Raw genomic sequence first — 23,158 nt, 5'->3', positions numbered from 1 at the left:
CGCCGCGCCGCCGGCGCCGCTCAAAATGCTCCCGCATGCTGTTATTTAGGAACGGTCGCGGCTTATCCAAAGACCCGGAGCCAGCGAACGAGCCGCTGGACCCAGGGATTCTTTGCGCCGGGGGCATAATAATCGACGGCGGCACGGCGCGAGACCTCCGAGAAAGTGGGGTATGGCGCTACGACACCGGTGAGGTCGCGAAGCTTCAGGCCGGCGGAGACGACGAGCGCCCAGGTCGCGATCAGCTCGCCGGCCGAGACGCCGACGATGCTGACCCCGAGGATGCGCCCACCCGTTCTAGCGACCACCTTGATGCGGCCTTCCGTGCGGCGCTCTGCGCGGGCGCGGTCGTTGCCGGTGAAGGGCACGGTGAGGACGGTAACCGCATCACCGTGCTCCTTGCGGGCGGCGTCCTCGGTGAGGCCGATCTGGGCGAGTTCGGGGTCGGTGTAGGTGACCCAGGGGATGATCGGCGTCTTCGCCTTGACCGGCAGGCGGAAGAGGATGGAGCGGATGACGAGGCCGGCGTGGTAGCCGGCGACATGGGTGAACTGCAGGTCGCCGGCGATGTCGCCAATGGCATAGACGCGGCGGTTGCTAGTGCGAAGGCCGGCATCGACCGAAATTCCCTTCTTGTCGGCGGCGATGCCGGCGGCGTCCAGGTTCAGGCCGGCAAGGTTCGGCGTGCGGCCGGCGGCAACGAGGATGTGCGAGCCGGCGATTTGCTCCCTGGCCCCCTCACCCGTCTCCACGGTGACGGCGATGCCGGGTCCGTCGCTGGCGACGGATTTGACGGTGACGCCCTCGCGTATCTCGACGCCCTCGGCCCGGATCGCATCGAGCACCACCTTGGCGTTCTCCGGGTCGTCCTTCGGCAGGGCCTTTGCCGCTTCCAGGACAGTGACTTTTGCCCCGAGGCGGCGATGGGCCTGGGCCATCTCCATGCCGATCGGACCGCCGCCGACGATGATCAGGTGCTCCGGGCACGTCTTGAGGTCGAAGATCGTCTCGTTGGTGAGATACGGCACCCCTGCCAGCCCGTCGATGGGCGGCACGGCGGGCGAAGAACCGGCAGCGACGACGAAGCGGCGGGCCTTGATGGTGGTGCCGCCGGCAACGACCGTGTCGCGGTCGGTGAAGCGGGCCTCGGCGCGGATGACGGTGACGCCGAGGCCCTCGAAGCGCTCCTCGGAGTCATGCGGGGCGATCCCCGCGATGACGTCGTGGACGTGGGCGTTGACCTTTTCGAAGTCGATGGCGGGCACTTGAGCCGCGATGCCGAACGGTTCGCCGGTCGAAAAAGCATGGGCGTGCTTTGCCGCGGCGATCAGCGCCTTCGACGGCACGCAGCCGGTGTTGAGGCAGTCGCCGCCCATCTCGCCCTTTTCGATGAGCACGACCGGCACGCCGAAGGAGGCAGCCGCGGCCGCCACCGTGAGGCCGCCGGAGCCGGCGCCGATGACACAGATGTCGGGGGTGAGGGTCTCGCTCATCGTTGCTCCAGGGAATGAAAAATCAGGGCGGACGGACCGAGGGCCCGCCCGGAATATTGCGGCAGGATAACGCGGCGGCTCAGCTTTTGTTCGCTTCCTTGCCGGCCGTGCGGGCGCGGCGCCATTTTTTCAGGGCCGCCGGGATCAGCGCGACGACGCCGAGGAGGACGAAGGCGGCGATCAGCTCCGGCGTCAGGATCGCCGAGGTGTCGATCGAGCAGGTGCCGCTCGCGCCGCAGCCGGGATTGGCCTGTTCCTGGGCGGCGATGACGCTGTCGAGGCCGGAGCCGAAGACGGCATAGGCGAAGGTGCCGGGAATGATGCCGATGACGGTGGTGGCCATGTAGGTGCCGAGCGGCACGCGGAACAGCGCGGGAGCAAGGTTGACGAGCCAGAACGGGAAGATCGGCGTCAGCCGGAGGAACAGGAGATAGCTCGCGGCGTCCTTGCGGAAGCCTTCGGAAAGCTGGGCGAGCCGGGGCCCCGCGCGGGCACGAAGCGCATCGCCGAGGGAGGTGCGGGCGGCCAGGAAGATGGCGGTGGCGCCCAGCGTTGCGGCAACGACGGTGACGAGGCCGCCGATAAGCCAGCCGAAGAACAGCCCGCCGGCGATCGTCAGGAAAGAGCCGCCGGGAAAGGAGAGCGCGATGACGACGGCGTAGACGGCCGCATAGATGAGGATCGAGGTGACCAGGTTTTCAGCGATGAAGCCGGAAACCGTCTCGCGGTGGCGGATCAGCTCCGACAGGCTCAGATATTCGTGCCAGCCGGCCAGATAGCCGGCGACCATGAGGGCGAGGATGGCGACCAGCGGCACCCAGCGCTTTGCGTGTATTGCCAAACCCCTGTCACCCCCAACCGGCTCGTCCCTGCCCCGCCTTGCCGGGCGTGCGGGCCGCGTGCCCCGTTCTGCCTCGTCGATCGACATGCCTGTCTTTCATTCCTTCGTTGTATTGCGGCCCGGGTCAAGCGCACGGCGCGAGGCCGGTGCCGATCCCGGGTACGGTGCCGGCCGTTGCCTCGTGCCGGCGCGCCCCGCATATTGGCAATGTAGCGATGACGGCGGCTTGGCGCGTCCTCCTCAAGGTCATTTGATCCGACCTCACCCGCCGCTCACCCCGGCGTGAACCGGAACGTGAGTCCGGACGTGAGCCTGGGCGCCAGATTTCCGCCGTTGCGGCGACGCGGCGCGATTGACTTGCCGCAGAGGCGCCCTTATAAGCCCGGCAGCGCAGCCGAAAGGCAGAGGATCGCCGCGACCGGCGTGTCGCGACGTCTTGTCGCGAGACCTCATTGGACAATTCGCAACAGGTAAAGAGGCCGCCAGCCGGCGGTGGCATGTGATGAAACGGACTTTTCAACCCAGCAAGCTGGTGCGCAAACGGCGGCACGGTTTTCGTGCCCGCATGGCAACCAAGGGCGGCCGCCAGGTGATCGCGCGGCGCCGCGCCCGTGGCCGCAAGCGCCTTTCAGCGTAGCGGACGGCGACAGGGGACGGCGCGGCAATGACCGAGGCCACCCCGGCGCCCCGCACCGCTTTGAGCGCCTCTTGCGTCATGAACCGCCTGAAAAAGCGCTCCGAATTCTTGAACGCTGCCCGCGGCGCGCGGGCGGCGCGTTCTGCGTTCGTGCTGCAGGGACTGTGCGAGCGGCCGGCGGAGGCACCGCCGCGCTTCGGCTTCACGGTGACCAAGCGCACCGGCAATGCCGTGGAGCGCAACCGCATCCGCAGGCGCCTGAAGGCAGCGGTCGAAGAGGTCCTGCCGCAGGCGCGCGGCGGCTGCGATTACGTGCTGATCGGCCGGCGCAAGGCGCTCCGGGTGCCGTTCGACCTGTTGACACGAGACCTTTCGGCAGCGATTGGAATGATCCACAAGACCAAGCGGTCCCCCAGACACACGGCCTGATGCGTTCGGGCCAGCAAGACGGGCCAGTGCGGCGCGGCCGCGAGCGGCCCTTTGCCAGGCAAGACAACAGCGAGAGCATTCGATGTCCGAAAACCGCAACCTGATCCTTGCGATCGTCCTCTCGCTGGTGGTGCTGGTGGCCTGGCAGTATTTCTACGCCGGCCCGAAGATCGAGCAGGAACAGCAGCGCCAGGCGGCGCTGGAGACGCAGCAGCAGGAACAGACGGTGGCAACGCCGGGCTCGCCGGCGCCGGATGTTACGCCCGGTAGCGACAGCGCCGCGCCGGCGGCCCCGCCGGCAACGCCGACGCCGGGCCAGGCAACGCCGCAGCCGGGCGGAACCGCGCCGGCCGCCGCGGAGACGAGCCGGGCCGCCGCCATCGCCAACAGCGCGCGCGTCCCCGTCGACACGCCGAGCATTTCCGGCTCGATCAACCTGAAGGGCGGGCGCATCGACGACATCGTACTCAAGCAGTACCGCGAGACCGTGAAGCCGGACAGCCCCAACATCGTGCTGTTCTCGCCGTCCGGCGCACCGGATGCCTACTATGCGGAGATGGGTTGGGTCGCCGATCCGGCCGCGAACCTGTCGCTGCCGACCGCCGACACGGTGTGGTCGGTGGAAAGCGGGGCGACGCTGACGCCCTCGAGCCCGGTCGTGCTTTCCTGGGACAATGGCGCCGGGCTCACCTTCAAGCGCACCTATAAGGTCGACGACGACTATCTCTTCACCGTCTCCGACGCGGTGGAGAACAGCGGCGATGATGCCGCCGTCCTCTATCCCTATGCGCTGATCTCGCGCCACGGCAAGCCGCACACGACCAATTTCTACATCCTGCACGAGGGCCTCCTCGGCGTCTTCGGCGACGAAGGCCTGCAGGAGGTCGACTATGACGACCTGACGGAGGATGCCCGCCACGTGACGCCGCCGAAGGTCTCGCGCGGCTGGCTCGGCATCACCGACAAGTACTGGGCGGCGACGCTGATCCCGCGCCAGGGCACCCAGTTCCAGCCGAAGTTCTCTTCGCGCGCGGCGGGGGCCAAGAACATCTTCCAGGCCGACTACCTGGCCGATCCGGTGACGGTCGCGGCCGGCGGCTCGGCGACGACCGAGCAGCGCCTGTTCGCCGGCGCCAAGCAGGTCGCCGTCATCGACCGCTACGGCGATGCCTACGACATCGAGGGCTTCGACCTCCTGATCGACTGGGGCTGGTTCTATTTCATCACCAAGCCGCTGTTCTACATCATCGACTACCTGTTCCGGCTGGTCGGCAATTTCGGCATCGCCATCCTCGTCGTCACCGTGATGGTCAAGCTCGTGTTCTTCCCGCTGGCCAACAAGTCCTACGTGTCGATGAGCCGGATGAAGAAGATCCAGCCGCAGGTCCAGGCCCTGAAGGAGCGCTTCCCGGACGACAAGGTGAAGCAGCAGCAGGCGCAGATGGAGCTTTTCCAGAAGGAGAAGATCAATCCGCTGTCCGGCTGTCTGCCGATCGTCATTCAGATCCCGGTGTTCTTTGCGCTCTACAAGGTGCTGTTCGTCACCATCGAGATGCGCCACGCGCCGTTCTTCGGCTGGATCCAGGACCTGGCCGCGCCGGACCCGACATCGGTCTTCAACCTCTTCGGCCTCATTGCCTGGGACCCGCCGCACATGCTGATGATCGGCGTCTGGCCGCTGATCATGGGCGTCACCATGTTCCTGCAGATGAAGCTGAACCCGGCGCCGCCGGACCCGACCCAGCAGATGATCTTCACCTGGATGCCGGTGCTGTTCACCTTCATGCTGGCCTCGTTCCCGGCCGGTCTGGTGATCTACTGGGCCTGGAACAACTCGCTCTCGATCCTGCAGCAATACGTCATCATGCGGCGCCAGGGGGTGAAGGTGGAGCTGTTCAAGAACGTCGCCGACACCTTCAAGAAGAAGAAACCGAAGGAAGGCGGCAGCTAGGGGCTGCTGCCGGTCCGCCGCGATGGCCGACGACCCGCAAGACCAGAGCCCGGACAGCGATCCGGACGCTCTCACCGAGGCCGAGATCGAGGCCGGGCGGCTCCTGTTCGCCCGGCCCTGGCAGTTCCTGCTCGGCGTCGCGGCGACCCGGCAATTGCCGCCGGAAGCCGGCATCGAGGTCGCCTTTGCCGGCCGCTCCAATGTCGGCAAGTCGAGCCTCATCAACGCGCTGACCGGCAGGAAGGCGCTCGCCCGCACCTCCAACACGCCCGGCCGCACCCGCGAGCTCAACTTCTTCGCAGCTGCTGAGACCGCCGCCACCTCGCCCATCGTCATCGTCGACATGCCCGGCTACGGCTACGCCAAGGTCGCCAAGACCGCGGTCGCCAACTGGACCGGGCTGATCGTCGACTATTTGAAGGGCCGGACCAGCCTGAAGCGCGTCTATCTCCTGATCGATGCCCGCCACGGGCTGAAGGAGAACGACGGCGCGGTGATGGACCTCTTGGACGCCACCGCGATGTCCTACCAGATCGTGCTGACCAAGGCCGACAAGCCGAAAAAGGGCGAACTGGAAACGGTCATCGAAAAGACCGCCGCCGGCATTGCCAAGCGCCCTGCGGCGCACCCGAAGATCATCGTGACCTCTTCGGAAAAAGGCACCGGAATTGCCGAATTACGGGCCGAGATCAGTCGTCTTTCCGCGCTCTGACAGAGATTCCGGTACGCGACCCTGGTATTATTTGATAATTCCGCCGAAAAAACCTGAAAACTATTCCTAACAAAACAACGAAGTGTTGCACGTGCAACGTCTCTTGATGTTGCACTGCGGAACGACATGTCCATACGGCCGTTTTATTGCGGAGTACGTCGAAACACCTGTTTATTTTCAAAAAAATGAATATTAGGCTTTCCGTCCCGATAAAAACCAAACACCAGAAGGGAGGAAACATGAAAGCTCGGGGGATTCTTTCGTCAGCACTCGCTGTCATGGCGCTGGTGAGCGTCGCGGGCCAGGCGCCCGCGGCCGAGCTGGAAGCGTCCATGCTCGCCAACACCTGCAATGGCTGTCACGGCCCGAACGGCACCAGCTACGGGCCGGCGGCGCCGACCATCGGCGGCACCAATGCCGCCTACATGTTCGAGACCATGGTGGCGTTCCGGGAAGGAGAGCGGCCGTCGACGATCATGCAGCGCATCGCCAAGGGCTATTCGGACGAGGAGCTGAAGCTCATCGCCGACTATTTCGCCAAGCAGCCCTTCGGCCGCGTCGTCGACCAGAACACCGACCCTGACCTCGTCGCCAGGGGCAAGCAGATCTACGACAACCTGTGCGAGGACTGCCACGAGGACGAGGGCATGTCGGCGATCGACTATCCGGCGCTCGCCGGCCAGATGATGCCCTATCTCGACCACCAGCTTCACGACCTGATCTCCGGCCGGCGCGACCTGGAAAAGAACGAGGCGCTGTCGTCGAAGGAACGGCGCAAGAAGATGCGCAACCTGAAGGAACTGGTCGATACCGAGGGCGAGGACGGGGTCACAGCCGTGATCCACTTCTTCGGCTCGAAGAACTAGGGGGAGGACACCATGACCAGATTATCACGCCGCAACTTCATCAGGATCGGCGGTGCCGCCGTGGCCGGCGCCACGCTCGGCCTTCCCCACATCGCGCGGGCGACCGGCGGCAATGTTGTCATCGTCGGCGGCGGTGTCGGCGGCGCCACCACCGCGCGCTACCTGAAGCTCGCCAATCCGGACATCTCGGTCACCGTGGTGGAGCCGAAGTCGAGCTACCACACCTGCTTCATGTCGAACGAGGTGCTCGGCGGCGAGCGCACGCTGGAGGGCATCGAGGTCGGCTATGACGGGCTGAAGTCCATGGGCATCACCATGGTCCAGGACCGGGCCTCCGGCATCGATCCCGACGCCAGGACCGTGACCACGGCCGGCGGCGAAACCCTCAATTTCGACCGCTGCGTGGTGGCGCCGGGCATCAGCTTCGTCACCGACGGCATCGAGGGCTATGACGAGGCGGCGCAGGAAAAGATCCCGCACGCCTGGCAGGCCGGTCCGCAGACCGCGCTGCTGCGCTCGCAACTGGAGGCCATGGAAGACGGCGGCCTCGTCGTCATCATCGCCCCGCCGAACCCGTTCCGCTGCCCGCCGGGACCCTATGAGCGGGCCAGCATGATCGCCCACTACCTCAAGGCCGAAAAGCCGAAATCGAAGGTGATGATCCTCGATCCGAAGGAGAAATTCTCCAAGCAGGGCCTCTTCATGCAGGCCTGGAAAGACCTCTACGGCCACGGCACCGACAACAGCATGATCGAGTGGAACACCTTCTCCAAGGTCGGCGCGATCAACAAGCTGGACGCGGCGGCGATGACCGTGGAGACCGACTTCGAGAGCTTCGATCCGGCGGTCATCAACTACATCCCGCCGCAGAAGGCCGGCAAGATCGCGCTCGATGCCGATCTCGCCGACGACAGCGGCTGGTGCCCGGTCGACAAGATGACGTTCGAATCGTCGAAGCATGCCGGCGTGCATGTGATCGGCGATGCCGCGATCGCCACCGCGATGCCGAAGTCGGGCTATTCGGCGAACTCGCAGGGCAAGGTCACGGCGGCGGCGATCGTTGCGGCGCTGGCCGGCAAGGAGATGCCGCAGCCCTCTTACGTCAACACCTGCTACTCGATCGCCGGCACCGACTACGGCTTCTCCGTCGCCGCCGTCTATCGCTACAAAGCCGACGACAACACGATCGCCGGCGTCGAGGGCGCCGGCGGCCTGACGCCGGTCGATGCCAGCCCCGAACAGCGCAAGCGCGAGGTCGCCTTCGCGCATAGCTGGTACAACAACATCCGCAAGGACACCTGGGGGTAGCCTGACCGCCCCCGGAGGCAGAAGGGACTTCCCGCTCCGGCGGGGAGTCCCGACTGTCAGAGCGATCTGTGAGCGCAACACATAGGCAAAGCGGCAAACCAGCCGCGAGATGAACGGAAGGCGCAACGTCGCCTTCGCCAAGGGTGGGAACGAGACGTGAAGCGTTTTTGGAACTGGGTGAGACGGCCTGCCGTGCTCGGCACGCTGTTTCTCGGCACACTCGGCATCTTCGTTGCCATGGTCGGCTTCAGCGCCGCCCTCGACTACACCAACCGCACCGAGTTCTGCATTTCCTGCCACGAGATGCAGACCAATTACGAAGAATACAAGCGCAGCTTCCACCACAAGAACATCTCCGGCGTCCATGTGGGCTGCGCCGACTGCCATGTGCCGAAGGATTTCCCGGCCAAATACATCGCCAAGATCGCCGCTTCCAAGGACGTACTGCACCACCTCCTCGGCACCATCGACACGCCGGAGAAATACGAGGCGCAGCGGCTGGTGATGGCCAAGCGGGTCTGGCGCCATATGGAAAGCCGCAAGTCGAAGAACTGTCGCGGCTGCCACGACTTTGAATCCATGGAGTTGGAAGAGCAGAGCCGGCGCGCCCGGCGCAAGCACACCGAGGCGGTCGAGACCGGCGACCATTGCATCTCCTGCCACAAGGGCATCGTCCACAAGCTGCCGGCCAATTACGACGGTTAGGGTGAAGGTGGCGCGCCCGCTTTCCGCGCTTCGCTGCAGCGCGCCTTGACGGCGGGCGCATCCGGCGTCTTTTTAGGGACAGAACAATCCTGTTTGCGTCGCCCACCCTTTCCGGCGCCGCCGGAGCCGCCTCGCGCGGCACCGGCATGGCGGCCGAACAGCCCGACAGACCCAGAACGAGGACCGCCAGCCGTGGATACAGTCGAGCTGCCGCAGCTTGAGAGCTTCATCAAACGGGCACGGACGATTTCCGAGGCGCTGCCCTATATGCAGCGCTATGACGACACCACCGTCGTCGTCAAATATGGCGGCCACGCCATGGGCGATCCGGAAATCTCGCGCACCGTCGCCCGCGACGTCACGCTCCTCAAGCAGGCCGGCGTCAACCCGATCGTGGTCCATGGCGGCGGGCCGCAGATCGGCAAGATGCTGGAACGGCTCGGCATCAAGAGCGAGTTCCGCGAGGGCCTCCGGGTCACCGACGAGCCGACCATCGCGGTCGTCGAAATGGTGCTCGCCGGCGGCATCAACAAGGAGATCGTCGCCGCCATCAACGCGGAGGGCGGGCGCGCCATCGGCCTTTGCGGCAAGGACGGCAACATGGTCACGGTGGAAAAGCTGAAGCGGACCGTGCGCGATCCGGAATCGGCGATCGAGCGGATCGTCGACCTCGGCTTCGTCGGCGAGCCGAAGAAGGTGCGGCGCGAGGTCATCGACCTCCTTGCCCGCGGCGAGTTCATCCCGGTGCTGGCCCCGGTCGCCGCCGACGATGCGGGCGCCACCTACAACGTCAATGCGGATACCTTCGCGGGCGCCATCGCCGGGGCGCTCAGCGCCAAGCGGCTCCTGTTCCTCACCGACGTGCCGGGCGTCCTCGACAAGAACGGCAAGCTGATCCGGGAGCTGAGCGAGGCCGAGGCCAAGGCTCTGATCGCCGACGGCACCATCCATGGCGGCATGATCCCCAAGGTGCAGACCTGCATCGATGCGCTCGACCAGGGTGTCGAAGGCGTCGTCATCCTCAACGGCACGGTGCCGCACCCGGTGATCCTGGAAATCTTCACCGAGCACGGCGCCGGCACGCTGATCACTCGTTAGTTGGCGTTCAAGCGCCACGCAGGCTTTACGGCGCATCGGCGCCGGCGGCCGTTCGGCCTTGCCTGGTCACGATGGCAGGCCATCGCGACCAGGATGATCCTTGCGTTCAAGCGCCACGCAGGCTTTTCGGCGCATCGGCGCCGGCGCGCGTTCGCGCTTGCCTGGTCACGATGGAAGACCATCGTGACCAGGATGATCCGCGAAACGGTCATCGGGGCCTGTTGCGTTTGCCGCTGGGCGCTATAGGTTCCCGGCAACAACCCTTTCCCCTATCCGAGCACTAAATTGCGCCAGCACCTGCGTTCCCTCGATGCGTTTTGCGACGTCGATACCTGGATCTTCGACCTCGACAACACGCTCTATCCGGAACACATCAACCTCTTTGCCCAGGTCGATGTGCGCATGCGCGACTTCGTGCAGCGGCTGACCGGCTCAGGGCCGGACGAGGCGCATCGGCTGCAGAAGGACTATTACCGGCGCTACGGCACCACGCTGCGCGGCCTGATGCTGGAGCATGGCATCTCGCCCGACGAATTCCTCAAATACGTCCATGACATCGACCATTCCGCGGTGCAGCCGGACCCGGAACTGGGCGCTGCCATCGACAAGCTGCCGGGCCGCAAGTTCATCATGACCAACGGCACGGTCAGCCATGCGGAAAAGGTGGCGAACCGGCTCGGCATCACCGACCGTTTCGAGGATATCTTCGATATCGTCGCCGCCGACCACCTGCCGAAGCCGCACGCGGAGACCTATGACCGCTTCCTGACCTTGAAGGGCATCGATCCGACGAAGGCGGCGATGTTCGAGGACCTGCCGCGCAACCTCACCGTCCCGCATGAGCTCGGCATGCGCACGGTCCTCATCGTGCCGCGCGGCACAAGAGAGGTGTTGCGGGAGAGCTGGGAACTGGAAGGCTCGGCCGACCCGCATATCGAGTTTGTCGCCGACGGGCTGGCGGAGTTCCTCGGCGAGATTCTCGTGAAGATACGCCGGCCGGAGTAACGGGCCGCGCCGCCGTTAAAGCATGTTGCGTTTTTCCGAAACACGCAACATGCTTTAGGTCTCTGTTTCGACGCGATTTCTTATCCAAAAAGTCTATCAACTTTTTGGGAAAGTGCTTTAGATGTCGTAATAGTCCCGGATCATCTTCCAGCCGTCCTCGGCCGTCTCCACATAGGAGAACAGATGCAGGTCGCGGGGCGCGATCGTCCCCTCCTCCACCAGGGCCTCGAAATTGATGACGCGGCGCCAGTAATCCTCGCCGAAGAGCAGGATCGGCATCGGCTCGACCTTGCCGGTCTGGATCAGGCAGAGTGCCTCGAAGAGCTCGTCGAAGGTGCCGAAGCCGCCGGGGAAGCAGGCGAGCGCCTTGGCCCGCAGCAGGAAATGCATCTTGCGGACGGCGAAGTAGTGGAACTGGAACGACAGCGCCGGACTGATGTACTCGTTCGGCGCCTGCTCGTGGGGCAGCACGATGTTGAGGCCGATGGAGGGGGCGCCGATTTCCGCCGCGCCCCGGTTGGCGGCCTCCATGATGCCCGGCCCACCGCCGGAGCAGACGACGAATTCGCGGCCGTAATGCTTCATGGATTCCTGGGAGGCGAGCCGCGCCAGCTTGCGGGCCTCGTCGTAATAGTGCTGCTTTGCGGCCAGCCGTTCGGCGATCTCCGGCGTGGCATCGACGATCGGCTCGCCGCCCGGCGCCGCGATGCGGGCCGAGCCGAAGATGACGATGGTCGAATCGATGCCGCGCTCGCGCAGGATGATCTCCGGCTTCAGCAGCTCCAATTGCAGGCGCATCGGCCGCAGCTCCGGGCGCAGCAGGAAGTCCGGGTCATCGAAGGCGAGCCGGTAGGCCGGCGACAGGGTCTGCGGCGTGTCGGGCGTGCGCTCCCAGGCCTCGCGGTCCTGGACCGCGGTCGGAAAGCCCTTGCCGGACCGGCGGCCTTCGCCATCTTGCATTGCGCCTCTCCCCTTGTCGCGCCTTGAGGGCCTCCCGCGGCCCCGCCCTCGGTAGGCGTTTCGCGGCACCAGCGCAAGAGTGCCGCAAGGAGGGCGACGGGGCCGCATTGCACTCAGGGACCGCCGCGGCTATCGTCCGCGCTTCAAAACGGACAACCGGGGTGACCCCCGCCTTTTTCGAGACGACCGGAGCCCGCACGGACATGAATCACCTCAACACGGACATCGCCGCGCTTGCCGGCATCATCGACGCCGCATTCGACGACCGTGAGACGATCGGCACTTCGACCAGGGGCGAGGTGCGCGAGGCCGTCGACACCGCGCTCGACCTCCTCGACAAGGGCCGGATCCGGGTGGCGGAGAAGAAGGACGGCGACTGGGTCGTCAACCAGTGGGCCAAGAAGGCCGTGCTGCTGTCGTTCCGGCTCTACCCCATGGAAGTCATCAAGGGCGGGCCGGGCGATGCCGCCTGGTGGGACAAGGTGCCGTCGAAGTTCGACGGCTGGCGGGCGATGGATTTCGAGAATGCCGGGTTCCGCGCCGTGCCGAACTGCACCGTGCGCCGTTCCGCCTTCGTTGCGCCGGGCGTCGTCCTGATGCCGAGCTTCGTCAATCTCGGCGCCTATGTGGACGAGGGCACCATGGTCGACACCTGGGCGACCGTCGGCTCCTGCGCCCAGATCGGCAAGAACGTGCACCTTTCCGGCGGCGCCGGCATCGGCGGCGTTTTGGAGCCGCTGCAGGCCGGCCCGACCATCATCGAGGACAACTGCTTCATCGGCGCGCGCTCGGAAGTCGTCGAGGGCGTCATCGTCGGCGAGGGCTCGGTGATCTCCATGGGCGTCTTCATCGGCGCCTCGACCAAGATCGTCGACCGCGACACCGGCGAAGTGCATATGGGCCGGGTGCCGCCCTACTCCGTCGTCGTCTCCGGCTCCATGCCCGGCAAGCCGCTGCCGAACGGCGATCCGGGGCCGAGCCTTTACTGCGCCGTCATCGTCAAGCATGTGGACGAGAAGACGCGCTCCAAGACCTCCATCAACGAGCTCTTGCGCGACTGAATGGCGAAGCGACAGAGAGGATATCGCGAATTCGGCGGGCATATGGCCGCAAAGGCGCGGCCATGAGCACGGGCCAGGGCGGCGGCCTGCCGAAGATGCGCGGCGTCCTTTGGCTGTTCGCCGGCATCGACGGGCGGATTTCGCGCGAGCCCTACTGGCTCGGCATGTTCTTCTTGCACCTGATAACGATCATCTTGCTCGGCACGGCGGTGCGCTACCCGCAGACGCAGCCGATGGTCGGCGCCATCCTCACCTTTGCGGCAATCCCGATGGTCTGGGCGGAAATCGCCCTGATGGCGAAGCGCGCGCATGATTACGGGCTGACGGGCTTCGTGGCGCTGCTCGCCCTGGTGCCCTTCGTCAATATCCTGACGGAGATCTTCCTCGGCGTGATGGCGGGCGAGAAGGGACCGAACGCCTACGGCAAGCGGGCGAACATTCCCGACTGATTTGGCTCTGAGGCCTGGCCATGGGCCAAAAGGCGCCGCCGGTTTTTCGCGGCGGCGCAAGGTGCACTGTGTTTCGGATCGAAAAAGAGCGGCTACTCGCTCTTTTGCATGTCCATTTGGCCGTGGTCGTGCTGCATCGCGCCGCCGTCCTTGCCGGACAGCGAGCGCGCGCCGACCTTGGCGACCGGCATCTTGATGGTGACGTCGCCGGCATTCCTGAAGGTCAGCGTGACGTCGACCGCCTTGCCTTCGGTCAACGGCTCGGTCATGCCCATGAACATGACGTGGTAGCTGCCGGGCTCCAGCGCCACGGTCTCGCCCGGGGGAACCGGCAGGCCGTCTTCCAGGTGGCGCATCTTCATGACGTCGTTGATCACCGACATCTCGTGGATCTCCACCCGTTCGGCGAAATCGACCGAGCCGGAGACCAGATAGTCGGTCTTTGACCCGTTGTTGGTGATCTTCAGATAGCCGCCGCCGGCGCGGGCGGCAGGCGGCGTGGCGCGGGTCCAGGCGCCGGTCAGTTGCAGATCGCCGATCGTCGCCGAGCCGCCCTCCATCATCATGGCGTGATCGTCGGCACGGGCGGCCGGGGAAAGGGTCGCGGCGGCAAGGCTGAGCGTTGCAGCGGCAAGGATCGCGGAAAGTCGGGACATCTCATCTTCTCCTGTTCGTTCATGGCAGCGGGCGGCCGGCGGATGCCATCGGCGAGGCCGGGCCCGATTGGTCACGGGGTGTCAGGAAAAGATCGGCGGGGCGCGGATCGAGCGGTGCCGCGCGGCCGCCGGATCGGCGGGGTCCGTTGCCGCGGGAAGCGCGGAGGTGAGATAGCCGATCGGCCGCAGGATGTCGGCCGGCGCTTCGGGCACGGCCATCGCCTTTGCGACGCCGAGGCAGCAGGTCAGGCAGTCGGTGACGGCGCTGGCGGTGCTGTCGCCGTCGATCCGGTGGCCGTCCGGATGGAGGCAGGTGACCAGCCTGTAGCCGCCCGCCCCATCATCGACGACGACCGCCACGCCGCCGGCGAAGGAGACGTTGGCAACGAACATCAAAAGCGACAGCGCGGCCAGAGGGCCCCGCAGCTCGCGCAAGGCGCAGAACAGGCTGATGCGCGTTCGTTGCCGGTCTGATGCCGCAGTCGTCATGCGGCCCTACATAGCATTTTCGGTCGCGTCGTAAACGCCGGTTCGCTGGGCCGGCCCTGCCGCCCGAAGGCCATCCGCCGGACGGACCTTCTGTCCCTCACCTTTCGTCGCCGAAATACTGCTTTTCGAGCTGGTCGACGAAGCCGTCTTCCTGGAGCATCAAGAGCGTGACGGTCACCGGGAAGATCAGCGACGTGTCCTTGTAGGGCAGCGCGAAGCCGAACTTGTCGGGATGGAAGATGCGGCCAACCACGTCGAGGCCGAGCCCGGGATGCTCGCGCTTGTAATATTCCAGCACGGCGGCATCGGCGACGATGGCGTCGACGTCGTTTGCGCGCAGCGCCTCGACCGCGGCATCGACATCGTCATAGCCGCGGGTGTCGATGCCCTCGTTGCGCATCACCTCCTCGCCGATGCTGCCGGTGAAGACGGCGATGGTGTGGCCGTTGAGGTCGTCCGGACCGTTGATGCCGCCCTCGATGGCAAGGCTGGTCATGACGCTGGTCACCGAGGAGGTGATGTAGGCAAAGACGGCGATGCCGACGACCAGCCAGAAGGCGGAGAAGATCCGGCCCATCCAGCCGAACAGCTTGGAGCGGCTCGGCAGCGTTCCCTTGGTCACCACCAGCATGACCGAATAGAAGCTTTCCGCGACGCCTTCGCGCCAGCTCTTGGTGAAGTTCTTGTCGAAGCGGCGGTCGAAGAGGGTGAGGCCGACGGTCGCGACGATGATGATGAAGATCAGCCAGCCATAGGATTTCAGGTAGCCGGCATCGGCCAGGCCGGTCCAGATGTCGCCAAACGACGTCGTCCCGCTTTCGTCGACCATCACCCTGAGCCCGGCATCGAACCAGGGCTGGGAGAAATCGACATGCTTGGCGCGTTCCTCGGTGATCGAGATGCCGCCGACGGCAACGTCGATCTCGCCGGTCTCCGCCGCCTTCAGGAGCTCCGGAATATGCGGATACTCGTTGTAGGTCACCGTGTAGCCGAGCTCTTCGGCGATCTTTTCCCAGAGCTGGACGGCCATGCCGCCGAGCTTGCCGTCGCCGTCGCGCATGACGAAGGGGGCGCTGACGCGGTAGCCGACGCGGACCTCCTTGGAGGCCTCCTGAACGGCCGTCGTCGCATCGCCGGCGTCCTGGGCGCGGGCCGCGCCGGCGCCGGCAACGGCGATCGCCAGGACCATGGCGAGAGCGGCGAGAAGTCCGAATTGTCGGGAAGAAGAAACGGTCATGCGATGCCCCCTGGCCTGGACCCGAATTCCTGTCGCACCGGCATCCGTGCGACGCACACATACTGCGGGAGACCCTAGCGCCAAGGACTCAACAAACGGTTTCGAAAGGGGTTTTCAGTCCTGGAACAAAAGGAACAGGAAGGCCAGGAACAACAGCAGATGGACGGCGCCCTGCAGGAGGTTGGTGCGGCCGCTGGAAAAGGTGATGACGTTGACCACCAGCACCAGGAGCAGCAGCACCATCTCCGTCGACTGCAGGCCGAGCACCAACTCAAGGCCGATCAGGTTGGACACCACCAGCATGATCGGAACGGTGAGCCCGATTGTCGCCAGCACCGAGCCGAGGAAGACGTTGACCGAGATCTGCAGCCGGTTGCGCAGCGCCGCCTTGACGCCGCCGATGGCTTCCGGCGTCGTCACGAGGACGGCGACGATGACGCCGCCGACGATGTGGGGGGCGCCGAAGGCCCCGATCACGTAGTCGATCGGCCGGGCAAGCTGTTCGACGAGGAAGACGACCGGCACGATATAGGCAAGAAGCAGCAGCACGTGCGGCAGCAGCGGCGGCGGCGCATGCCCTTCCCCGGCATCGGCTTCCACGGCGACATCGGGCTGTGCGAAATAGTCCCGGTGCCGGCCCGTCTGGATGAAGAGGAAGACGATATAGAGCCCGGCCGCCATCGCGCCGACCATGAACTGCTGCGCGGGCGTCAGGGTCGGGCCGGAGGTGGAGCGCGTGAATTCGGGCAGCACGAGGCTGAACACGGCGAGCGGCACGATGAGCCCGAGATAGGCGTTGGCGCCCTGCAGGTTGAAGCTCTGCTCGCGGTGGCGGATGGCGCCGAGGAGCAGCGCGATGCCGACCATGCCGGCCATGAAGATCATGGTGACGGAAAAGAGCGTGTCGCGCACCAGCGTCGGGTTGTTCTCTCCATGCATCATCACCGCGGTGATGCTCATCACCTCGATGGCGGCGATGGCGAGCGTCAGCACCAGCGTGCCGTAGGGCTCGCCGAGCCGCTCCGAGACATGCTCGGCATGGCGGACGACGCCGAGGGCGGAGCCGAGGACGATCGCGAACAGCCAGGCCGACAAGAGGACGAGGGAGACCGGATCGGACAGGTCCGGAAAGAGGGTTTCGCCATAGACGAGGAAGATGCCGCAGGTGACGGCCGCCGCCGCCAGCATCCATTCGCGGGCGATTGCCGGCCCCCAGCCGGTGCCGGACGTTGCCGCGGTCTCTGTCGTCGTCTCGTCCAAAAGGCCGTCCCCCTCGGTAAGGCGCCTGCGGCGGCGTGCGGGCCGCGCAAGGTCAACCGGCCAATTGAACCGCGAAAATGCGAACAATTCGTGCACCCGCAGGATGTACCGACCCCGAAAAACGGGGGAGGACACGAGCAAGGACGGTGATGCAAAAGAGGTATTTGCACGAAGGCCACAACCAACGCGGACGTTTTGCCGCCGAACGGCTGGATTGGTTCGTTGCGGAATCGCTTCAATATCAGGGCCAAGTGCTCTAAATGCTCATCTGCCGAAAGGAGACCGACGAGCCTTCATGACCGATACCGCTGCACCGACGACCGATCCGATCCGCCTTGCCCGTGACTTGCTGGGCTGCCCGTCCGTGACGCCTGAGGAAGGCGGCGCGCTCGCCTATCTGGACGAGGTGCTGTCGGCGGCCGGGTTCACGGTCCACCGGATGGTGTTCTCCGAGCCGGGCACGCCGGACGTGGAAAACCTCTATGCGCGGATCGGCAGCGGTGCGCCGCACCTGACCTTTGCCGGCCACACCGACGTGGTGCCAGTCGGCGATGCGGCGCACTGGAGCCACGATCCGTTTGCCGGAACGATCGTCGACGGGGTGCTCTATGGCCGCGGCGCCGTCGATATGAAGGGCGGCATCGCCGCGTTCCTGGCCGCAGCCCTGCGGTTCCTGGAGAAAAACGACGGCTTTTCCGGCTCGATCTCGTTCCTCATCACCGGCGACGAGGAAGGTCCGGCCGTCAACGGCACGCGCAAGCTCCTGGACTGGTGCACGGCGCGCGGCGAGGCCTTCGATGCGGCGATCGTCGGCGAGCCGACCAATCCGGAAACCCTCGGCGATGCCATCAAGATCGGCCGGCGCGGCAGCCTGTCCGCGACGCTGACCGTCACGGGGACGCAGGGCCACGCCGCCTACCAGCATCTCGCCGACAACCCGATCCCCGGTATCGTCCGTCTGATCGACGCGCTTATCGCCGAGCCGCTCGACGGCGGCACGGAGCATTTCCAGCCCTCGAACCTGGAGGTCACCTCCATCGACGTCGGCAATCCGGCCTTCAACGTCATTCCGGCCAAGGCGACCGCGCGCTTCAACATCCGCTTCAACGACACCTGGACGACGGAAAGCCTGAAGGCCTGGCTGACGGAGACGCTCGATGCGGCTGCCGGCAATAGCATCCGCTACGATCTCGCCTTCGAGCCCGCCGTCAGCGACGTGTTCCGCACCGAGGCGAGCGACCTCATCGGTACCCTTTCCGATGCCATTGCCGAGGTCATCGGCCGGCGGCCGGAGCTTTCCACCAATGGCGGCACATCGGACGCCCGCTTCATCAAGGATGTCTGCCCGGTGGTCGAGTTCGGCCTCGTCGGCCAGACCATGCACCAGGTCGACGAGCGGGTGCCGACCGCCGACCTCGACCGGCTGTCGGCGATCTACGAGCGCTTCCTTGACGGCTTCTTTGCCGCGGCGAACGGAAACAGCCGTTGATGCTGACGCTTGAGGAGATTTCGCGTTCGCTGACCGGCGCCTGGCTTCTGATGAAGGGCAAGGACGCCGGCATGCGGGCCTTCGATATCAGCATCGACGGTTTCTGGCGCTCCTTCGGCGCCATCCTCCTGATGCTGCCGCTCTATCTGCCGACGCTGCTCGCCCAGCGCGCCGTCAGCATCGAGATGCTGCCGGTGACGGCGGCGGACTTTCCCGACGGCCTGTTCTTCCTCGTCAGTGCCCTCGGCATCGCGGTCGACTGGCTCGCCTTTCCGCTGGTCACCGCGGCGATCGCCGGGCCGCTCGGCTTTTCCCAGCGCTACATTCCGCTGATCGTTGCCCGCAACTGGACCAGCGTCATCGCCCTCGTGCCCTACGCCCTGCCGCAGATCCTCTACGCCCTCGGCGTCGTCTCCGGGCAGATGATGATGCTTTTGACGCTGGTCGCCGTCGGCGTGGTGCTGCGCTACCGCTACGTGGTGACGCGGGCGGCACTCGGCGGACAGACCTCGGTCGTCGTCGGCCTCGTCGCCCTCGATTTCGTGCTCGGGCTCTTCCTCAGCGAACTGATCGGCCAGATGGTCGGCATTACCTGACCGCTCTTCGCCGCCCCCCGGACCACACGGGAATGTGACTGGCGGCGCGCGGCCGCAACCGCCGGCCCTTCGCCATCCCCCTTTACCTGCCCCAATCCGCTGCCATAGTCGGGCAAATACGGATGATTCGCGGAGAAGGGGATGCCCGGCCGACCGACAACCCGACGCGCCAGCCTGGCGCTTGCCCTCGCCCTGGCGGCAATGGCCGTGGCGCGGCCGGCAGCAGCCTCGTTCGAGAGCTGCGTCGCCGGGCTGAAACGCGACGCCGTCCGCGCCGGCGTCAGCCCTTCGGTCGCTTCCAAGGCGCTCGACGGCGCGCGCTACGACGAAAAGGCCGTGCGGTTCTCCGGCAAGCAGCCGGAGCACAAGACGCCGATCTGGGACTATATGGCCTTCCTCGTCGACGAGCAGCGCATCAGCGACGGCAAGGCGATGATGCGGAAATACGACCGGGTGCTGCGGGCAGTGCAGCAGCGCTATGGCGTCGACCGCCACGTGGTCGCCGCGGTCTGGGGCATTGAGAGCAATTACGGCCGCGACCAGGGCGACTTCTATATCCCGCACGCGCTCGCCAGCCTGACCTGCGTCGGCGGGCGGCGCTCAAGCTTCTTCCGCGAGCAGCTCATTGCGGCGCTGAAGCTGGCCAGCCAGGATCACCTGAGGACGGACCAGCTCTACGGCTCCTGGGCCGGCGCCTTCGGCCAGACCCAGTTCATCCCGACCACCTACAGGCGGCTCGCCGTCGACGGCGACGGCGACGGACGGCGCGACCTCATCAACTCCGTGCCCGACGCGCTCGCCTCAACTGCGAATTTCCTGAGGAAATCCGGCTGGCGGCCGGGCGAATCCTTCCTCTGGGAGGTGAAGCTGCCGAACGGCTATCGCGGGCCGTCGGGGCGCAAGCGCACGGCCTCGATCGCCACCTGGCGCAAGCGCGGCCTCACCAAGGTCGACGGGCGCCCGCTCGGCAATGGCGGCAATGCCGGGCTTCTGCTTCCTGCCGGAAAGCGCGGCCCGGCGTTCCTCGTGTTCCGCAACTTCAACGCCATCTATTCCTACAATCTCGCCGAATCCTACGCGCTGGCGATCTCGCACCTCGCCGACCGGCTGGCCGGCTACGGGCCGATCCAGACGCCCTGGCCGACCCGTGACGGCGGCCTGTCGCGGGCGGAGCGGCTGGAGCTGCAAAAGCTCCTCAACCGCGCCGGCTTCAATGTGGGCGAGCCGGACGGCAAGGTCGGCCAGGCCACCCGCGCCGGCATCGAGCGGGCCGAAGCCCATTTCGGCATGGAGGTTACCGGGCGAGCGGGTCGGGAGATTTATCGACGGCTGGGTGGGCGGTAGGACATCCTTCTCCGTCATGCCGGGCGAAGCGAAGCGGAGACCCGGTACCCATTGCCCGTTGGCAACACAGTAGCCCGTCGAGAGTCTTGCCGTGGCAGATCCCTGCGCCAGCGCCTTGCTTTAACAACACCGGACATACCGTTTTGATAGGGGCAATGGGCCCCGGATCAAGTCCGGGGTGACGGCCGAGTGTTTGGCAGCCTCCTCGCAATGATGTTGAAATGTCTTAGGAATTAACCATTCGCCGTCATTGCGAGCGAAGCGAAGCAATCCAGTGCGACCGCCCAGCCGACGGAAGCGCCTGCGACCAATCGTGCCTACTCATAATCCACCGCCGTCAGAAACAACCCGTCGGGCGGAGCGACGGGGCCGCAGCGGGTGCGGTCGCACGCTTCCAGCGCGGCCTTCATATCCTCAGGCGACCAGCGGCCGGTGCCAACCTCGGCGAGCGAGCCGGCCATGGAGCGGACCTGATTGTGCATGAAGGAGCGGGCCGAGGCGCGTATCTCGATGGTCTCGCCGATGCGTTCGACGCTGAGGACATCCAGCGTCTTCACTGGGCTCTTCGCCTGGCATTCGCTGGACCGGAAGGTGGTGAAGTCATGCAGGCCGACGAGGTGCTGGGCCGCCGCGTGCATGCGCTCCGCGTCGAGCGGCTTGGTCACCTGCCAGGCGCGGCCGCGCTCCACGGTCAGCGGCGCGCGGCGGTTGACGATGCGGTAGAGATAATGCCGGGCGGTGGCGGAAAACCTTGCGTCGAAATCGTCTGGAACGCTCTCGGCCGAAAGCACCGCCACGGGATGCGGGCGCAGATGGGCGTTGAGGGCGTCGCGCACGGTGTCGCTCGGCCAGTTCTTCGCCAGATCGACATGGGCGACCTGGCCGAGGGCGTGGACGCCGGCATCGGTGCGCCCTGCTCCGCCGACGGTGACCGTCTCGCCGCAAAAGCCGGCGACGGCCGCTTCCAGCACCTCCTGGACGCTCACCCCGTTCTTTTGCCGCTGCCAGCCGACAAACGGTCCGCCGTCATATTCGACGGTCAGCTTGTAGCGTGGCATGGCCGGGTCATCTCGAGGCCTCTCCGGCCGGAACGAAGCGCTCGAAGCCGCGGCTGTAGGTGACGCTGCCGGTCTTGCCGGCAAGCCTGCGGGACGTCAGCGAGAGCACCATGTGGGCATCGCCCGCCTCCTTCGACCACGGGCAGCGGAACGCCCTGGCGTCTTCCGACGAAAAGCCGAAGCGCCGGTAGTAGTCCGGGTGGCCGATGACGAAGACGATGTCTTCGCCCTTGGCGGCGAGGCGTCCGAGCCCCTGTTCGACGAGCGCGGCGCCGATGCCGCGCCGGCGATAGGCCTCGGCGACGGCGAGCGGCGCCAGCGTCACGGCGGGCACCGGGCCTTCCAGGGTCTCGATGACGACGCGCGAGAACAGGACATAGCCGACGATGTCACCATCGGCCTCGGCGACGAGACCGACCAGGACGTCGCCGTCGCGGTGCAGGTCCTCGGTGAGTTGGGCTTCATCGATCTTGCCGAAGGCGTCGCACAGAAGGCGAACAACGGACGACCGCTCCGCGATGTGCTCCTCGCGAACGATCAAATCGGCGGGTTCGGTCATGACGGCCCCCTCCGTCTGTTACCGGAGCACAGCACCGACCGTCAGACCGGCACCACGCAGGAAGGCCTCCGCCGACATCGCCGCCTTGCCGGCCCGCTGAACCTCCAGCAGTCGGATGGCTCCGTCACCGCAGGCAATGGTCAGTGCGTCGTCAAGCAGCGTTCCGGGTGCTCCTGTCCCCTCGGCGGTTTCGGTGCGCAGAACCTTGATGCGCTCCGTCTTGCCGCCGCGGGCCATCTCGCACCAGGCACCCGGGAATGGCGAGAGGCCACGGACGTGATCATGCAACTCATCGGCGGTCCGCGTCCAGTGTATACGTGTCTCGGCCTTGTCGATTTTTTTCGCGTAGGTGACGCCTTGCGCGCCCTGCGGCGTGCAGGAAAGGGCATCGCGCTCCAGCGCGGCCAAGGCCCGGACCATGAGGTCGCCGCCGAGCCGGGCGAGCCGGTCGTGAAGCTGGCCGGCCGTCATTTCTCCTGTGATCGCAACCTCTTCGGACATGCAGACGGGGCCCGTGTCGAGCCCCTCCTCCATGCGCATGACCATAACGCCGGTGGCCGCGTCGCCGGCCATGATCGCCCGGTTGATGGGCGCCGCGCCGCGCCAGCGCGGCAGCAGGGAGGCATGGAGGTTGAGGCAGCCATGGACCGGGGCATCGAGCACGGGGGCCGGCAGAATCAGGCCATAGGCAACGACCACGGCGACATCAACGCCGAGGTCGGCAAAGCGCGCCTGCTCGGCCTCATCGCGCAGGGTCTTCGGCGTGTGCACCGGAATGCCGAAGGCCTCGGCCTTTTCGTGCACCGGGGATTTGCGCTCGTCCATGCCGCGACCGGCCGGGCGCGGGGCGCGCGTGTAGACGGCGGCGACCTCGTGGCCCTGGCCGAGGATTTCCACCAGCGTCGGCACGGAAAAGTCCGGCGTTCCCATGAAGGCGATCTTGAGAGGCATGGCT

At 66.0% G+C, this 23,158-nt stretch carries 24 protein-coding genes; 14 read left to right on the top strand and 10 right to left on the bottom strand.

The window, feature by feature from the left end; all coding sequences use genetic code 11:
* Positions 1-62: 62 nt before the first annotated feature.
* Both M2319_RS04365 and M2319_RS04360 read right to left on the bottom strand, forming a co-directional pair.
* Positions 63-1,493, bottom strand: coding sequence for a dihydrolipoyl dehydrogenase family protein (locus M2319_RS04365; RefSeq protein WP_264600218.1), 1,431 nt, complete (start codon positions 1,491-1,493; stop codon positions 63-65).
* Positions 1,494-1,572: 79 nt separating this feature from the next.
* Positions 1,573-2,334 (bottom strand): TVP38/TMEM64 family protein, encoded by a 762-nt coding sequence (locus M2319_RS04360; protein WP_264600217.1) that lies wholly within the window; start codon positions 2,332-2,334, stop codon positions 1,573-1,575.
* A gap of 502 nt (positions 2,335-2,836) precedes the next feature.
* Here M2319_RS04360 and rpmH point away from each other — a divergent pair.
* The 9 genes from rpmH to M2319_RS04315 all read left to right on the top strand — a co-directional run bounded on the left by rpmH (position 2,837) and on the right by M2319_RS04315 (position 11,045).
* Positions 2,837-2,971 (top strand): 50S ribosomal protein L34, encoded by a 135-nt coding sequence (gene rpmH / locus M2319_RS04355; RefSeq protein WP_264600216.1) that lies wholly within the window; start codon positions 2,837-2,839, stop codon positions 2,969-2,971.
* A gap of 27 nt (positions 2,972-2,998) precedes the next feature.
* Positions 2,999-3,400: a ribonuclease P protein component gene (gene rnpA / locus M2319_RS04350; protein WP_264600215.1), complete on the top strand. Its 402-nt coding sequence runs from the start codon at positions 2,999-3,001 to the stop codon at positions 3,398-3,400.
* Between the two features lie 82 nt (positions 3,401-3,482).
* The gene (yidC, locus tag M2319_RS04345) at positions 3,483-5,351 is read left to right on the top strand and encodes a membrane protein insertase YidC (RefSeq protein ID WP_264600214.1); all 1,869 of its coding nucleotides are present in this window, start codon (positions 3,483-3,485) and stop codon (positions 5,349-5,351) included.
* 22 nt (positions 5,352-5,373) lie between these two features.
* Entirely contained in the window at positions 5,374-6,063 is a 690-nt protein-coding gene (gene yihA / locus M2319_RS04340) for a ribosome biogenesis GTP-binding protein YihA/YsxC (protein ID WP_264600213.1), read from the top strand.
* 239 nt (positions 6,064-6,302) lie between these two features.
* Positions 6,303-6,929 (top strand): c-type cytochrome, encoded by a 627-nt coding sequence (locus M2319_RS04335; RefSeq protein WP_264600212.1) that lies wholly within the window; start codon positions 6,303-6,305, stop codon positions 6,927-6,929.
* Between the two features lie 12 nt (positions 6,930-6,941).
* Positions 6,942-8,237 carry an NAD(P)/FAD-dependent oxidoreductase gene (locus tag M2319_RS04330; RefSeq protein ID WP_264600211.1) on the top strand — a complete coding sequence of 432 codons (1,296 nt, stop codon included), beginning with the start codon at positions 6,942-6,944 and terminating at the stop codon, positions 8,235-8,237.
* A gap of 156 nt (positions 8,238-8,393) precedes the next feature.
* Positions 8,394-8,942: a NapC/NirT family cytochrome c gene (locus M2319_RS04325; RefSeq protein WP_264600210.1), complete on the top strand. Its 549-nt coding sequence runs from the start codon at positions 8,394-8,396 to the stop codon at positions 8,940-8,942.
* A 267-nt stretch (positions 8,943-9,209) separates the two neighbouring features.
* Entirely contained in the window at positions 9,210-10,040 is an 831-nt protein-coding gene (argB, locus tag M2319_RS04320; protein ID WP_264600382.1) for an acetylglutamate kinase, read from the top strand.
* A gap of 285 nt (positions 10,041-10,325) precedes the next feature.
* Positions 10,326-11,045, top strand: coding sequence for a pyrimidine 5'-nucleotidase (locus tag M2319_RS04315; RefSeq protein ID WP_264600209.1), 720 nt, complete (start codon positions 10,326-10,328; stop codon positions 11,043-11,045).
* A gap of 117 nt (positions 11,046-11,162) precedes the next feature.
* On the opposite strand, the gene M2319_RS04310 is transcribed toward M2319_RS04315, so the two are convergent.
* Positions 11,163-12,005, bottom strand: a complete 843-nt coding sequence (locus M2319_RS04310; RefSeq protein ID WP_264600208.1) for an LOG family protein — start codon at positions 12,003-12,005, stop codon at positions 11,163-11,165.
* Positions 12,006-12,208: 203 nt separating this feature from the next.
* Here M2319_RS04310 and dapD point away from each other — a divergent pair, with 203 nt between their 5' ends.
* Together dapD and M2319_RS04300 are read left to right on the top strand one after the other, a co-directional pair.
* The gene (gene dapD, locus M2319_RS04305) at positions 12,209-13,066 is read left to right on the top strand and encodes a 2,3,4,5-tetrahydropyridine-2,6-dicarboxylate N-succinyltransferase (protein ID WP_264600381.1); all 858 of its coding nucleotides are present in this window, start codon (positions 12,209-12,211) and stop codon (positions 13,064-13,066) included.
* Positions 13,067-13,128: 62 nt separating this feature from the next.
* Positions 13,129-13,515, top strand: coding sequence for a DUF805 domain-containing protein (locus M2319_RS04300; protein ID WP_264600207.1), 387 nt, complete (start codon positions 13,129-13,131; stop codon positions 13,513-13,515).
* Between the two features lie 92 nt (positions 13,516-13,607).
* Here M2319_RS04300 and M2319_RS04295 read toward each other — a convergent pair whose 3' ends face one another.
* The 4 genes from M2319_RS04295 to M2319_RS04280 form a co-directional block, all read right to left on the bottom strand.
* Positions 13,608-14,171, bottom strand: coding sequence for a copper chaperone PCu(A)C (locus tag M2319_RS04295; RefSeq protein ID WP_264600206.1), 564 nt, complete (start codon positions 14,169-14,171; stop codon positions 13,608-13,610).
* Positions 14,172-14,252: 81 nt separating this feature from the next.
* Positions 14,253-14,660 (bottom strand): hypothetical protein, encoded by a 408-nt coding sequence (locus M2319_RS04290; RefSeq protein ID WP_264600205.1) that lies wholly within the window; start codon positions 14,658-14,660, stop codon positions 14,253-14,255.
* Positions 14,661-14,757: 97 nt separating this feature from the next.
* The gene (locus tag M2319_RS04285) at positions 14,758-15,897 is read right to left on the bottom strand and encodes a transporter substrate-binding domain-containing protein (RefSeq protein ID WP_264600204.1); all 1,140 of its coding nucleotides are present in this window, start codon (positions 15,895-15,897) and stop codon (positions 14,758-14,760) included.
* Positions 15,898-16,011: 114 nt separating this feature from the next.
* On the bottom strand, positions 16,012-17,085 hold the full coding sequence (locus tag M2319_RS04280) for a calcium:proton antiporter (RefSeq protein ID WP_264600380.1): 1,074 nt from the start codon (positions 17,083-17,085) through the stop codon (positions 16,012-16,014).
* A gap of 367 nt (positions 17,086-17,452) precedes the next feature.
* On the opposite strand from M2319_RS04280, the gene dapE reads away from it, so the two are divergent.
* The 3 genes from dapE (at position 17,453) to M2319_RS04265 (ending at position 20,586) form a co-directional block, all read left to right on the top strand.
* Positions 17,453-18,646 (top strand): succinyl-diaminopimelate desuccinylase, encoded by a 1,194-nt coding sequence (dapE, locus tag M2319_RS04275; protein WP_264600203.1) that lies wholly within the window; start codon positions 17,453-17,455, stop codon positions 18,644-18,646.
* Entirely contained in the window at positions 18,646-19,242 is a 597-nt protein-coding gene (locus tag M2319_RS04270) for a hypothetical protein (protein WP_264600202.1), read from the top strand. Before dapE ends, M2319_RS04270 begins: the two co-directional genes overlap by 1 nt.
* A gap of 141 nt (positions 19,243-19,383) precedes the next feature.
* The gene (locus M2319_RS04265) at positions 19,384-20,586 is read left to right on the top strand and encodes a lytic murein transglycosylase (RefSeq protein WP_264600201.1); all 1,203 of its coding nucleotides are present in this window, start codon (positions 19,384-19,386) and stop codon (positions 20,584-20,586) included.
* A gap of 317 nt (positions 20,587-20,903) precedes the next feature.
* On the opposite strand, the gene truA is transcribed toward M2319_RS04265, so the two are convergent.
* Genes truA through fmt form a run of 3 tightly spaced genes read right to left on the bottom strand, consistent with a single transcriptional unit; the run spans position 20,904 to position 23,154 of the window.
* Positions 20,904-21,644, bottom strand: a complete 741-nt coding sequence (truA, locus tag M2319_RS04260; RefSeq protein ID WP_264600200.1) for a tRNA pseudouridine(38-40) synthase TruA — start codon at positions 21,642-21,644, stop codon at positions 20,904-20,906.
* A gap of 7 nt (positions 21,645-21,651) precedes the next feature.
* Positions 21,652-22,203, bottom strand: coding sequence for a GNAT family N-acetyltransferase (locus M2319_RS04255; protein WP_264600199.1), 552 nt, complete (start codon positions 22,201-22,203; stop codon positions 21,652-21,654).
* 18 nt (positions 22,204-22,221) lie between these two features.
* Entirely contained in the window at positions 22,222-23,154 is a 933-nt protein-coding gene (fmt, locus tag M2319_RS04250) for a methionyl-tRNA formyltransferase (RefSeq protein ID WP_264600198.1), read from the bottom strand.
* Positions 23,155-23,158: the final 4 nt, after the last annotated feature.

It is taken from the genome of Rhodobium gokarnense (assembly GCF_025961475.1).
In the GTDB taxonomy this organism is placed as follows: Bacteria; Pseudomonadota; Alphaproteobacteria; order Rhizobiales; family Rhodobiaceae; genus Rhodobium; species Rhodobium gokarnense.
The sequence above is the reverse complement of the archived record's forward strand: the minus strand, read 5'-3'. Positions and strand labels throughout refer to the sequence as shown.